This window comes from Mycobacterium alsense (genome assembly GCF_002086635.1).
Classification (GTDB): domain Bacteria; phylum Actinomycetota; class Actinomycetes; order Mycobacteriales; family Mycobacteriaceae; genus Mycobacterium; species Mycobacterium alsense.
The window spans coordinates 59,628-72,702 of the sequence record NZ_MVHD01000015.1 but is presented as its reverse complement, the minus strand read 5'-3'; the positions used below and the strand labels follow the sequence as shown (position 1 = coordinate 72,702).

Here is a 13,075-nt window from a genome sequence, read left to right as displayed (position 1 = left end):
ACCGTAATGGTGTGGAGGCGATCCTCGACGAGTTCGACGAGTACCTGGAGCTGCAGTGCGGCCGTTCGGCGCACACCCGCCGGGCGTATTTGGGCGACGTGCGCTCGTTGCTGGCGTTCCTGGACGGCCGGGCCCCCGGGTCGGGCCTGGAGGCGCTGAGCCTGCCCCTGCTGCGGGCGTGGCTGGCCGCGGCCGCCGGTGCGGGCGCGGCCCGCACGACGCTGGCCCGCCGCACGTCGTCGGTCAAGGCGTTCACCGCGTGGGCGGTGCGGCGCGGGCTGCTCGCGACGGACCCGGCGGCGCGGCTGCAGGTGCCCAAGGCGCACCGCACGCTGCCGTCGGTGCTGCGCCAGGATCAGGCCCTGCGGGCGATGGCGGCCGCGAAATCCGGTGCCCAGCAAGGCGATCCGCTGGCCTTGCGGGACCGGCTGATCGTGGAGATGCTGTATGCGACCGGCATCCGGGTGAGCGAGCTGTGCGGCCTGGACGTCGATGACGTGGACACCCGCCACCGTCTGGTGCGGGTGCTCGGCAAGGGCGACAAGCAGCGCAGCGCGCCGTTCGGGGCTCCGGCCGCCGAGGCGCTGCAGGCCTGGCTCGCCGACGGGCGTCCCGCGCTGGCCACCGCGGAGTCCGGGCCGGCGCTGCTGCTGGGCGCGCGCGGGCGGCGGCTCGACGTCCGCCAGGCCCGCACCGTCGTGCACCAGACCGTCGCCGCCGTGGACGGCGCGCCGGACATGGGCCCGCACGGGCTGCGCCACAGCGCCGCGACACACCTGCTCGAGGGCGGGGCCGACCTGCGCCTCGTCCAGGAGTTGCTCGGCCATTCCAGCCTGGCAACCACGCAGCTCTACACCCACGTCGCGGTGTCCCGGCTGCGCGCGGTGCACGACCAGGCGCACCCGCGCGCGTGAGCACAGGGGTCACGTGTGCCACCTGAGTCACACGAGCCCCTGGATCGGGCGGCACCCGACCTGCCCGCCTCACAGCGACAATGCCGCCCGGGTTGGGGCACAACCGAGGCCGTCCGTAGGCGGCCGCAACCGAGGCGCCCGTTGGCGGCCGCCACCGAGTTGTCGCTGTGAGGCGGGCAAAGAGTGTGCCCGCTCCCGCTGGGGGCCAGAGTGGCTGGTGATACACCTGTTGCGGCTGGCTAGGGATTGAGCGGCTTGAGCCGGATCGGCGTGGACTTCAGCAGGGCCAGCGGGTCGACGTAGCGGGCGCCCGAAGCCGGGCCCCACATGGCGCCCCAGTGCAGGCACGCCGCCGCCCGGCAGCCGGGATGCCCGGCCACCAGCTCGCCTAGCACGGTCCCGGCCGTCACCGCCTGGCCGGGCCGCACCCTCGCCCGGACCGGCTCGTAGCTGGTGCGCAGGCCGCCGGGGTGCGCCAGCGACACCACCGGCCGCCCCGCGAGCATCCCGGCGAACACCACGGTCGCCGCGGCGGCGGCATAGACCGGCTGACCGGGGGAGCCGGGCAGGTCCACACCGCGGTGGCCGGGCTGCCAGTCGGGTGACGGGGCGTCGAATCCCCGGGTCCCCCGGTTCAGGGCCGGGGGCGGGCGCAGCGGCCAGTCCAGCCGCCCGTCGTCGGCCGAAGCCGGCACGGCGCCGAGCAGGCCCACCGCAACCGCCAGCGCCACCCATCGCACCGGTTCAGTCCAGCCCGGCGCCGCCGATCGGGCCACTCGGCACTGTGGATAAAGCACCTGGGAAAACGGTGTAAACTGCTTTCCGCGGTCCGTGTAAACGGGCTGACTTCGCGTGTCTGCGCACTGAAGATGCTGAGCGGTCCCGAGTAAGGGTTGGGCATCTCGACAGGCACCAGGGCCCGGCCTCACCTGATGCCGGGCGACAACCGACAAAAAAAGGACATGGCTGACTATGGCCGTCGTTACCATGAAGCAGCTGCTGGACAGCGGCACCCACTTCGGGCATCAGACCCGTCGCTGGAACCCCAAGATGAAGCGGTTCATCTTCACCGACCGCAACGGCATCTACATCATCGACCTGCAGCAGACGCTCACCTTCATCGACAAGGCGTACGAGTTCGTCAAGGAGACCGTCGCCCACGGCGGCACCATCTTGTTCGTCGGCACCAAGAAGCAGGCGCAGGAATCCGTCGCGGCCGAGGCGACCCGCGTCGGCATGCCGTACGTCAACCAGCGCTGGCTGGGCGGCATGCTGACCAACTTCTCCACCGTGCACAAGCGGCTCCAGCGCCTCAAGGAACTCGAGGCGATGGAGCAGACCGGCGGCTTCGAGGGCCGCACCAAGAAGGAGATCCTGGGCCTGACCCGCGAGAAGAACAAGCTCGAGCGCAGCCTCGGCGGTATCCGCGACATGAACAAGGTGCCGTCGGCGGTCTGGGTCGTCGACACCAACAAGGAGCACATCGCCGTCGGCGAGGCCCGCAAGCTGGGCATCCCCGTCATCGCGATCCTGGACACCAACTGCGACCCCGACGAGGTCGACTACCCGATCCCCGGCAACGACGACGCGATCCGCTCGGCGGCCCTGCTGACCAAGGTGATCGCCTCCGCGGTCGCCGAGGGCCTGCAGGCCCGCGCCGGGCTGGGCCGCGGCGACGGCAAGCCCGAGGCCGAGGCCGCCGAGCCGCTCGCCGAATGGGAGCAGGAGCTGCTGGCCTCGGCGACGGCCACCGCCGCCGACGTCAAGCGGCTCCGGGAGCTCACCGGCGCCGGCATGCTCGACTGCAAGAACGCGCTGGCCGAGACCGACGGCGACTTCGACAAGGCCGTCGAGGCGCTGCGGATCAAGGGCGCCAAGGACGTCGGCAAGCGCGCCGAGCGGGCCACGGCCGAGGGCCTGGTCGCGGCCAAGGACGGCGCGCTGATCGAGCTCAACAGCGAGACCGACTTCGTCGCCAAGAACGACGAATTCCAGCGGCTGGCCGACGACGTGGTCGCTGCGGCGGCCAAGTCCAAGGCCACCGACGTCGACACCCTCAAGGCGGCCAGCACCGGTGACACGACCGTCGAGCAGGCCATCGCCGACCTGTCGGCCAAGATCGGCGAGAAGCTCGAGCTGCGCCGGGTGGCGTTCTTCGACGGGACCGTCGAGACCTACCTGCACAAGCGCGCGGCCGACCTGCCGCCCGCGGTGGGCGTTCTCGTCGAGTTCCAGGGCGACAACCAGGAGGCCGCCCACGCCGTCGCGCTGCAGATCGCCGCGCTCAAGGCGCGCTACCTGTCCCGCGACGACGTGCCCGAGGACGTGGTGGCCAGCGAACGGCGCATCGCCGAGGAGACCGCCAAGGCCGAGGGCAAGCCGGAGCAGGCGCTGCCCAAGATCGTCGAGGGCCGGCTGAACGGCTTCTTCAAGGACGCCGTGCTGCTCGAGCAGCCGTCGGTGTCCGACAACAAGAAGACGGTCAAGGCCCTGCTCGACGAGGCCGGTGTGACCGTGACGCGCTTCGTCCGGTTCGAGGTGGGTCAGGCCTGACGGCTCGCGCCACCGACTAGCGTGCTTGCTATGCGACGCGTGCACGCTTTCGGCGACGATGCCCTCGGTGACCTCGACGCGGTCGGCCTGGCCGACGCCATCCGGGCCGGTTCGGTCGGCAGGGCCGACGTCGTCGAGGCCGCCATCGCCCGCACCGAGGCCGTCAACCCGGCCCTCAACGGGCTGGCGTACAACGGGTTCGAGCGGGCCCGCCAGGCGGCCCGGGGCGGTGCGGCCGACGGGGTGTTCTCCGCCGTGCCGACGTTCGTCAAGGACAACGTCGACGTCGCCGGCCAGCCGACGATGCGCGGCACCGACGCGTGGACGCCCCAAAACGCTTCCGCCGACGGGGATTTCACCCGCGTGTTCCTGGCGACGGGCCTCACGTCGCTGGGCAAGACGCAGATGTCGGAATTCGGGTTCAGCGCCGCGGCCGAACACCCGCGGCTGGGACCCGTCCGCAACCCGTGGGACACCGACCGCACCGCGGGCGCGTCGTCCTCGGGTTCCGGCGCGTTCGTCGCCGCCGGGGTGGTGCCGATAGCCCACGCCAACGACGGCGGCGGCTCGATCCGCATTCCGGCCGCCTGCAACGGGCTGGTCGGCCTCAAGCCGTCGCGCGGCCGGCTGCCGGTGGACGCGGAGCTGCGCCGGATGCCGGTGGGCATCGTGGCCAACGGCGTGGTGACCCGCTCGGTGCGTGACACCGCCGCCTTCTACGCCGAGGCCGAGCGGATCTGGCCCAACCAAAAGCTCGCGCCGGTGGGCCACGTGACCCGGCCCGGCCGGCGGCGGCTGACGATCGCCGTGGTGACCCGGTCGGTGCTGCGCGAGTCCAGCCCCCAGGTGCGTGAGCTGACCCTGAAGTCGGCGGCGCTGCTCGAGGAGCTGGGCCACCGCGTCGAGCAGATCGACCCCCCGGTGCCGGCCAGTTTCGTCGACGACTTCGTGCTGTATTGGGGCTTTCTGGCGCTTACGCAGGTGCGCGCCGGGCGGCGGTTCTTCGGCGACACGTTCGACCGCACCCGGCTGGACGCCCTGACGCTCGGCCTGGACCGGCACGCGGGCCGCAACCTGCACCGCCTCCCACTGGCGATCGTGCGCCTGCGCAGGCTGCGGCGGCACACCGCGCGGGTGTTCCGCACCTACGACGCCGTGCTCACGCCGACCCTCGGCCACGAGACGCCGGAGGTCGGCTACCTGGCTCCCACCGACTACCGGCAGGTGATGGACCGGCTCACCGACTGGGTCGCGTTCACCCCGCTGCAAAACGTCACCGGGGAGCCGGCGATCTCGTTGCCGCTGACCCAGTCCACCGACGGCATGCCGGTGGGCATGATGCTGACGGCCGACCTCGGGCACGAGGCGCTGCTCCTCGAGCTCGCCTACGAGCTCGAGGAGGCCCGGCCGTGGGCCCGCATCCAGGACCCGGGCTAGCTTGACCCTGCGACCCGCTTCGTCGCCCTCGCGATCGCCCGCCCGTCAGTCGGAGCCGAGCTTTTCCAGCATGCGTTTGAACTCGCGCTGCTGCGCGTCGGTCAGCTTGCTCAGGATCCGGGCGTCGGCGACCCGGACCGCGGCCTCGGCCCGCTTGAGCAGCGCGCGGCCCTGACCGGTCAGCGTGGCCGGCAGCGCACGGCCGGACGACACCGACGCCGGACGCTCCACCGCGCCGATGTTCTCCAGCCCCCGCAGCACCGTGTTCATCGCCTGCGGTGTGACGTTGGTGTGCCGGGACAACTCGGCGCTGGACATGCCCGGATTCAGTGAAAGAATGCGCAGGCAAACGAATTCGGGCAGCGTCAGGTCCAGCGGGCGCAGCACCGCGGAAACCTCCGGTCGCAGAACGGCTCCCACCCGGTAGAGCAGGTAGCCAAGCGGGGCGTCTTCGGCCTGACCCATGTCAGTGATCTTGACATATCTGTCATCGATGCGGGCCGTTCGCCCAAGATCGTGATTTTCGCGCGCCCAACGGGGTAACCCACAGGGGACCCCGACCGAAGGAGCGCCCATGGCCGATGCACCCGACATCACCGAGGGAGTCGCCGAACGCGCGCGGCAGGAAGCCGACGCCTATCGCGGGGACAACCCCCGACCGCTGGAGGGTTACACGGCGGTCCTCGGCATTTACGGGCTCCTGGTCACCCTCACCGCCGTCATCGCGGCGGCCACCGGGCGCAGGTTGCCCGAGCGCTGGGGCGTCCAGGACCTGGTCACCGTCACCGTCGGCACCCACAAGTTGTCGCGCACCGTGTCCAAGGACGCCGTGACCAGCCCGTTGCGGGCGCCATTCGCGCACTACGCGGGATCCGGAGGCCCGGCCGAGGTGATGGAGGAAACCCGGCAGGGCAGCGCGCTGCGGCACAGCGTCGGGGAACTGCTGACCTGTCCCTTCTGCCTCGACATGTGGGTGGCCACCGGCTTCGTGATCGGCCTGATCTTCGCGCCGAGGCTGACCCGCCTGACCGCGGGCACCTTCACCGCCCTTGCCGGGGCCGACTTCCTGCAGCTGGCCTACGCCAAGGCGCAGCAGCTGACCGAGGGCTGACGAGCGAGGAGGTTCGATGCCCAAGACGACGAAAGAGGGCAAACCCAAACGAGGTGAGCTGCCCAGCACCCTGCGGCGCTCCGACGACAAGGCCCAACGCACGTTCGCCAAAGCCCACGACTCGGCGGCCGAACAGTACGGCAGCGAGGAGCGCGCCCACCGGGTGGCCTACTCCGCCGTCAAGCACAGCTTCGAAAAGGTCGGCGACCACTGGGAGCCCAAGGAGCAGCCGGGCCCGTCGGACGAGCGCGCCGAGCGCGGCGGGCTTTCCGACACGGGGCGGTCGGCGGAGGGCGTGGACGCCAACGCCAGCAAGAAGCACCTGCTCGACGTGGCGCGCCGGCTCGATGTGCGCGGCAGGTCGACGATGAACAAGTCGGAGTTGGTCGACGCGATCAAGAAGGAGAACCGCCGGGTGCGCGGCCGCTGATGTCCAACCTCAAGGCGGTGTCGTTGCCGTATTTGGCGATGTCGTCGAACTCGGCCTTGACGATCCGGTAGCCGTCGCAGGCTAACTTTTCGAGTTGGGTTCGGTGTCGTTGTTCGCCGGTCCGACCCGCTGGTCGCGGAGTGGCTGGTGTCGGCGACCGGCGACGCCATGGTGCCGGCGTACATGTTGATGCTCGCGGGGGTGGTCGGCGCGGCCACGCTGTTCTTCATGACCGAGGTGGCCCGGCCGCAGGCAGGCCACGCGACGCCGGCGAAATGCTATGCCGCCGAGTCACGTTCGGTGAGCTCGGGGACCAACTCGAAGTCGTGCCTGGTGGCGACCCGCCACCGAACCGGTTATGCGCCGCCCGGGTTATTGAGCGAATTGGCGGAGTTAGCTTCGACGCACCCAGGGCGACTTCAGCTCCCGTGCCCGCGACGCTAGCTTGTACACCCAGTCACAGCTACATCGGCGCGCCGGCGCCCTGCTTACCGCGGGGGCATTGGCGTTGCCGGTCGTGCTGTCCCGGATGAGCGGTCGCCGGCCGCTGCAGGAGTGAAACACCATGGCGCGCAGTCACGATCCCTCGTCAATGCTCGGGCTGGCCCGATGGTGGGCCGAACGGGAATGACGGGTATCTCATGTCCGAATACCTCCGCCGCCGATTTGCTCGCGAATCGTCCTGAAAGTCATGGCCTTCCGTTTCCGCGTCCGGTGAAACCCTTCCGGTGCGCGGGAACCTGAACGGTGCGGGCGGCCGGATTACGACGCGCCGAGCGCGATCACGCCGCCCGGATGATCCGCGCACGCGCCTGTTTGCCCGCCGGCAAGGGGGGTACGCGACGGCGGTGGACCGACGCACGAAGGAGCAGTGACATGAGCGAGCCGGAAGCGATCACGAAAAAGCTTCGGGAGGTGCTCGACAAGGAACAGGGCCTCGCCGATCGTCTCGAGCGTTCGTTGGTCAAGGCCCGCGAGTGGGCCGAGGCCGAACTGAAGCCGGACCTCTACGCGGCGCTGGAATGGCCACGCGACATCGGCGAGTACGAGGCCTACCTGAAGCGTTTCGTCAGGTGGGTGCCCCACGAGTCCGACGCCGACGCCTGGCAGCAAGAGGGAAAGGCCCAGGAGGTCGACGAACGGCAGGCGCACTTCTACTTCCTCATCTCCCAAGACATCGACGGCCAGGCGGCACAGAACTCCGAAGTGTTCCGGGAGTGGGTGACCGAGTTCGCCCGGCAATGGGGGAACTTCCTGGACAGCACCGAGTCGTTCAGCCCGGAAGTCTTGCAGTCATTCATCGACAACTCGCCGCAGTACCGCATCCACGAGTCTCTCGTCGACGGGGCACCCAACGCGCCGAGCGGCTGGCTGACGGCGAACCAGTTCATCGCCCGCGAGCTCAATGGCGGGCTGCGCCCGATCGCCGAGCCCACCACCAACCTGGTGGTGACCCGCCCGGCCGACTGCAAGTTCAAGGCGGCCTATGACATCGACGCCGACTCCAATATCCCGGCCCACACGGTCAAGACCGAAAAGTTCGGCAACATCCAACAACTCATCGAGGGCAGCCAATACGCCGAAAGCTTCGCCAACGGAACGTTCGTGCACTACATGCTGCCCGTGCACGCCTACCACCGCTTCCACCTGCCGGTGGCGGGCATGCTCGAGGAATCCTTCCGCATCAACGGCAAGGTCTTTATGCACGTCGGCATCGAGGAGCACCAGCTGCAAGGCAGCGACAGCTCCAGCAGCGGCTACGAGTTTTCCCAAACCCGGGGAGTGGTCACCATCGACACGTCGCAGTCCGATTGCGGCGACGTCGGGATCGTGGCGGTCATCCCGGTGGGCATGGGCCATGTGTCCTCGGTGGTGCTCACCGCGTCCACCGGCAAGCACATGGCCAAGGGAGAAGAGTTCGGCTACTTCCAGTTCGGCGGCTCGGACATCATCATCCTCTTCCAGGAGGGGGTCGATCCCCAGCTGGACAAGAGCCAGGAGTTCCAGCTGGTCGGCACGCCGGTGGCCCGCTGCCGGGCCGCCCGCGGCGTGTAGATCGCCCGCCACCGGGAAGGCCCGCGCGATGTTGATCCGCCATGCCTGTCCAGTGTGAGTGCTGGCTCTCGGAGGCGGCCATCGCCTGAATGAGCAGCGCCGAGCCGCGGGGATGGCTGCGCCGTCGCGCGATGGTTTCGGGCCCCCGCGGCGGCGACGACGAGACGGTGCGCGATTGCGGGCGATCCCGCCCGAGACCTACACCAACCTCAACCAGGTCGCCGCCTCGGTCACCATCGCCAACGACGATGACGTCATTCGCGACGCCGACCGGGCCGCGGCGCGTCGCACCCACACCGAACCGGGCCGGACCGAGAGCGCCAAGGACATCACCGCCGAAAGCCCGATCGTCGAGGAACTGGGCGAAAACCGCGGGTCCTGAAACGAACGGGCGGCCGATCCGCGGGCCCGACCGCCGTTTGGACCCCCGCGCCGTCGGGAAGACTGCGCATCGGGTTAATCCGCCCGCCCTGCCACAGGGCGGTGACCGCGTTAAACCAGCAGCGCCGAGGTTGGGGCGACACGCGATGCGTGGGCGCGCCGGAGCGCAATGGTCCGAGCCGACCCCACGTCCGACACCCTCAACCCGCGGATTCCGCCCGCCAAACAGCGACATGGGGGAGAAATGAGCGGCCCGCTCGGCCTGTCGATCGGCACGGCGAACCTGGTGGCCGCGCGCGCCGGTGGGGCGCCGGTGACCCGCGGTTCGGTGCTCACGCTGTTCGGCCACCGGCCCCCGGAGGTCGGCACCCCGGAGGAGAATCCCGGCCTGGACGAGCCCGGCCTGCCGTTGCGCGGCTTCGTCGAGCGGGTGGGCGACCCCGAACTGGTGGTGGCGGCCGACGGGTCGGCCCACGCGGGCGAGGCGCTGACCGCCGCCGCGCTCGAAGGGATGGCCCGTACCGTCGGCTGTGGCGCGCCGGTCGCCGTCGCCGTGCCCGGGCATTGGGTCGAGCACCAGGTCGGTGCCCTGCGTGCGGCGGTGCGCAGTTGCCCCGCCCTGACGCCCGACACGGAGCCGCCGGCGTTCATCTGCGACGGCACGGCGGCGCTCGCGGCGCTGTACGCCCAGCCCGGATTTCCCGACGACGGCGTCGTGGTGCTGTGCGACTTCGGCGCGAGCGGCACCAGCATCACCCTGGCCGATGCGGCCGCCAACTTCCGCCAGATCGCGCCCACCATGCGCTACACCGGCTTCTCCGGCAATCAGCTCGATCAGACGATCCTGCGACACGTCGCGTCGGACCCCGGCGCCGACGCGGCCGGCACCGCGCCGCTGCCCCCGCTGGACCGAAGGCTGGTTCAGTGCCGCATCGCCAAGGAGCAGCTGTCGTCGGCCACGGTCACCGTCATCCCCGCCGACCTGCCCGGCATCGGCGCGGACTTTCGACTGGCGCGCGGCGAGTTCGAAACCCTCATCTCCACGCCGTTGCAACGCTTCGTCGAATGCATTGTCGAGGTGTTGCAGCGCATCGGGATTCCGCCAGGCCGGCTGGCCGCTATCGCGACGGTCGGCGGCGGCGCCTGCATCCCGCTGATCACCAGTCGGCTGTCGGACCGGCTGGAGGCGCCGGTGGTCACCACGCCGCAGCCCGGGCTGAGCGCCGCCATCGGCGCCGCGGTGCTGGCCCAACTGCGTTCGTCCCCCGCCGCGACGCCGCTGGGCGTCGCCGCCACCGAAATGGCGCCGGCGGCGTGGGCGGCCGAGGTCGCCCGCAGCGCCGCGGGACGGGCGACCGCCGAAGGCGATCGATCGGCCACCTACCGCGCGCTGGCCTGGTCGCAGGAAGCCGCGTCGGGTGGCCTGCCCGTGCCCGCCGTGGAAGAAGAGGTCGACGCCGGCGATCCCGGCGCGGCGGCGGTGGTCCCGCCGGCACCTCCGGTGGCGCCGCGAGCGCGGCGCCGGCGATGGTACCGGCGCTGGGGGGTGCTGCTCAGCGCGATTGGCGCGGCCGCCCTGGTGTTGCTGGTGGCCGGCGGGTTGGCCGTGCGGCTCGGCGGAACCGGCGACAGACCCACCGACAATGTGCACGGCGTGACCCCGCCGGTCGAATCGTCGCGGCTGGAGCCGCCTCCGCCGCCGACCACCACGGTCGAACCCCCGAATTCCGCACCCACCGAGGCGCCGCCGCCGACGACGGTCGTCACCACCCATCCGCCGGTGACCACGACGCCGCCGACCACGACGCCGCCGACCACGACGCCGCCGACCACGACGCCGCCCACCAGCACCTACCCGACGAGCACCTACCCGACCTCCACGTACCCGACCACCACGTACCCGACCACCACGTACCCGACCACCGCGGTTCCCAGCAGCGCGTATCCGCCCTCCAGGTATCCGACCACCTACCCGAGCACCCCGTACCCGGGCGTTCCCTACCCGTCGGGCAGGAGCGCGGGACCGGCGCTTCCGTCGTATCCGGGCGGGGTGCCGCCGTCGTGAGGCTCGTCAGATCCGTTGGCTTGCTTGCCCCGCCATGGCGCGTTCGGCGCACCTGTGGAAGCGCTGACAGCTTGGCGGCACCAGTTTGTCGGCAGCACCGGAGGGGTACGTAGCTGCGGTGGCCGGTCTCCTTGTGCGGCTGTCGCATAACGCGTGGCGGGGGATTTTCTCCTCGCCGCTGCTCACCCTCAACGGCTACGTGGCATTCGACGTGCCGCGCGCGGTGACGGGGCTGGGCGCATCGCTGCTGATGGGCATCGTCGCGGTGCACGTCTACCTGCTGGTCACCGAGCCGGACCTGCCGGCGTACTTCGTGATCTACGCCGCCGCGCTGATCGCCGCCTGCGTGGTGGCCTGCGGCGCCATGGTGTTTGCTTTCAAACCGACTGTGCCCCAACGGGGTTGGTATTTCGGCAGCCTGACCTGCATGGTCTTCCTCGTCATCTACCTGGTCAGCCGGTTCGTCAGCTTGCCCGGGTTGGTGGCGTTGACCGGCCGATGGGACCTGGCGCCGGGGAGCATGGCCATGGCCCTGGCGGCGGGCTTCCTCGCCGTGCACACCACCGTCCTGTCCGGCATCAACGTGGCTTATCCGCAGCGGCAGAACTGGCACGACTGATGAGGCAAGGATGACCCAGGCGGCGGTACTCGATTACCCGGTGTGGTTGCGCATCGACCACTGGCTCAACGTGCTGTTTCTGACCCTGGTGCTGCGCAGCGGCGTCGAAATCCTGGGCACGCACCCCAAGCTGTACTGGCGCGACGACAGCAAGCCGGGCACCGAGTGGGCGCGCTTCACCACCAAGGAAATGCCGGCGAACAAGCTCTACGACACCCTCGATGAAGAGGAGAGCTACAGCTCACTGTTCGCGCTGCCCGGCCACAAGAAGCTGGGCATGGGCCGCCACTGGCACTTCTTCTCGGTGATCGGGTGGATCCTCGTCGGGCTGTCGTACTACATCCTGCTGTTCGCCACCGGCCAGTGGCACCGCTACTGGCCGTATTCGTGGTCGATCTTCGGCGAGGCGTGGAACGACATCGTCACCTACCTCAGCTTCAACCTGCCGCCGCTGCTGCCGGGGGAGCCGCTGGACGCCATCCAGAAGCTGACCTACGCCGGCGTCATCTTCGGACTGGCGCCGTTCCAGATCCTGACCGGGGCGGCCCAGTCCCCGGCCGTCGAAGCGGCGTTTCCCTGGTACGTGCGCGCCTGGGGCGGCCGGCAATGGGCGCGCAGCCTGCACTTTTTGGGGCTGGTGGCGTTCGTGGTCTTCATCGTCATCCACCTGTCGATGGTGTTCTTCTGGAGTTGGGGCCAGCTCACCGCGTCGATGATCTTCGGTTCGGTCCGCAACATTGGGTGGGCCACCTTCTGGTCGCTGGTGATCATCGCCGCGATCGTCGCCGTGCACATCGCCGCGACGGTGTGGAGCCTGCGCCGACCGGTGCAGGTGCGCCGCGCGCTCGGCGCGGTGGTTTCCCGCGTGCGCAAAACCCTTCTGCGGCCCCTGAATTCGCGGCAGGACTATCCCGAGCGGATGATCTCCGCGGAGCACCGCGTCAACGGAAAGCCACCGGCGAGCACGGAATACAAGGTGATGGCCGTGCACAACTTCGTCGACTGGCGCCTGCGCGTGGGCGGCCTGGTGGAAAACCCGGTCACCCTGGACCTGGATGGCCTGCGACAGTTGGCCGACCGGCAGTCCCAGCGGGTCATGCACAACTGCGTGCAGGGCTGGACGAGCATCGGCGAATGGAGCGGCTTGCCGCTGGCCCGGCTGGCCGACCATGTGCGGCCCCTGCCGCAGGCGAAATACGTCTGCTTCCTGACGATGCAGGACACTTCCCGCGACGAGCCGAGCGCGGAGGGGGAGGGGCAGTTCTACGAGGTGATGGACCTCGAGCTCGCCTACAAGCCGCAGACGCTGCTGGCCTACGAGATGAACGGCAAGCCGCTGCCCATCAAGCACGGCGCCCCGCTGCGGCTGCGGGTGGAGACACAGGTCGGCTTCAAGATGGCCAAGTGGATCAACCAGATCGAGTTCGTCGACGACTACTCCGGCATCGGGCACGGGCTGGGGGGATGGCGCGAGGACAACATCCACTACGACAAGGACGTGGAGATCTGA

General features: G+C 70.0%; 12 protein-coding genes and 2 pseudogenes. 12 read left to right on the top strand and 2 right to left on the bottom strand.

The genetic code is table 11. The features are described from left to right. Positions 1–11 precede the first annotated feature (11 nt). Complete coding sequence (locus BST11_RS11475; RefSeq protein WP_083138097.1) at positions 12–914, top strand: tyrosine recombinase XerC; 903 nt, start codon at positions 12–14, stop codon at positions 912–914. 245 nt (positions 915–1,159) lie between these two features. Here BST11_RS11475 and BST11_RS11470 read toward each other — a convergent pair. Continuing rightward, positions 1,160–1,690 (bottom strand): annotated as a pseudogene (locus BST11_RS11470) (M23 family metallopeptidase); the annotation flags it as partial. A 196-nt stretch (positions 1,691–1,886) separates the two neighbouring features. Between BST11_RS11470 and rpsB the strand changes: the two are divergent. The 3 genes and pseudogenes from rpsB to BST11_RS11460 form a co-directional block, all read left to right on the top strand. After that, positions 1,887–2,669: pseudogene (rpsB, locus tag BST11_RS28150) on the top strand (30S ribosomal protein S2); the annotation flags it as partial. Between the two features lie 39 nt (positions 2,670–2,708). Then, positions 2,709–3,467: a translation elongation factor Ts gene (gene tsf / locus BST11_RS28145; RefSeq protein WP_244897616.1), complete on the top strand. Its 759-nt coding sequence runs from the start codon at positions 2,709–2,711 to the stop codon at positions 3,465–3,467. Between the two features lie 30 nt (positions 3,468–3,497). After that, a complete protein-coding gene (locus tag BST11_RS11460) occupies positions 3,498–4,904 on the top strand; it encodes an amidase (RefSeq protein ID WP_083138094.1) in 1,407 nt (468 codons plus the stop codon). A gap of 45 nt (positions 4,905–4,949) precedes the next feature. Here BST11_RS11460 and BST11_RS11455 read toward each other — a convergent pair whose 3' ends face one another. Continuing rightward, positions 4,950–5,369, bottom strand: a complete 420-nt coding sequence (locus BST11_RS11455; protein WP_083138093.1) for a MarR family winged helix-turn-helix transcriptional regulator — start codon at positions 5,367–5,369, stop codon at positions 4,950–4,952. 109 nt (positions 5,370–5,478) lie between these two features. Between BST11_RS11455 and BST11_RS11450 the strand changes: the two genes are divergently transcribed. The 8 genes from BST11_RS11450 (at position 5,479) to BST11_RS11415 (ending at position 13,075) form a co-directional block, all read left to right on the top strand. Then, on the top strand, positions 5,479–6,015 hold the full coding sequence (locus BST11_RS11450; protein ID WP_083138092.1) for a DUF1360 domain-containing protein: 537 nt from the start codon (positions 5,479–5,481) through the stop codon (positions 6,013–6,015). Between the two features lie 16 nt (positions 6,016–6,031). Beyond that, positions 6,032–6,445, top strand: coding sequence for a ChaB family protein (locus tag BST11_RS11445; RefSeq protein WP_083138091.1), 414 nt, complete (start codon positions 6,032–6,034; stop codon positions 6,443–6,445). A gap of 147 nt (positions 6,446–6,592) precedes the next feature. After that, positions 6,593–6,889, top strand: coding sequence for a hypothetical protein (locus tag BST11_RS11440; protein ID WP_083138090.1), 297 nt, complete (start codon positions 6,593–6,595; stop codon positions 6,887–6,889). 432 nt (positions 6,890–7,321) lie between these two features. Continuing rightward, a complete protein-coding gene (locus tag BST11_RS11435; protein ID WP_083138089.1) occupies positions 7,322–8,500 on the top strand; it encodes a phosphatidylserine decarboxylase in 1,179 nt (392 codons plus the stop codon). 175 nt (positions 8,501–8,675) lie between these two features. After that, complete coding sequence (locus tag BST11_RS11430; RefSeq protein WP_083138088.1) at positions 8,676–8,882, top strand: hypothetical protein; 207 nt, start codon at positions 8,676–8,678, stop codon at positions 8,880–8,882. A gap of 243 nt (positions 8,883–9,125) precedes the next feature. Next, complete coding sequence (locus tag BST11_RS11425; protein WP_083138087.1) at positions 9,126–10,946, top strand: Hsp70 family protein; 1,821 nt, start codon at positions 9,126–9,128, stop codon at positions 10,944–10,946. Between the two features lie 118 nt (positions 10,947–11,064). Beyond that, entirely contained in the window at positions 11,065–11,565 is a 501-nt protein-coding gene (locus tag BST11_RS11420; RefSeq protein WP_083138086.1) for an oxidoreductase, read from the top strand. Between the two features lie 10 nt (positions 11,566–11,575). Next, the gene (locus tag BST11_RS11415) at positions 11,576–13,075 is read left to right on the top strand and encodes a molybdopterin-dependent oxidoreductase (RefSeq protein ID WP_083138085.1); all 1,500 of its coding nucleotides are present in this window, start codon (positions 11,576–11,578) and stop codon (positions 13,073–13,075) included.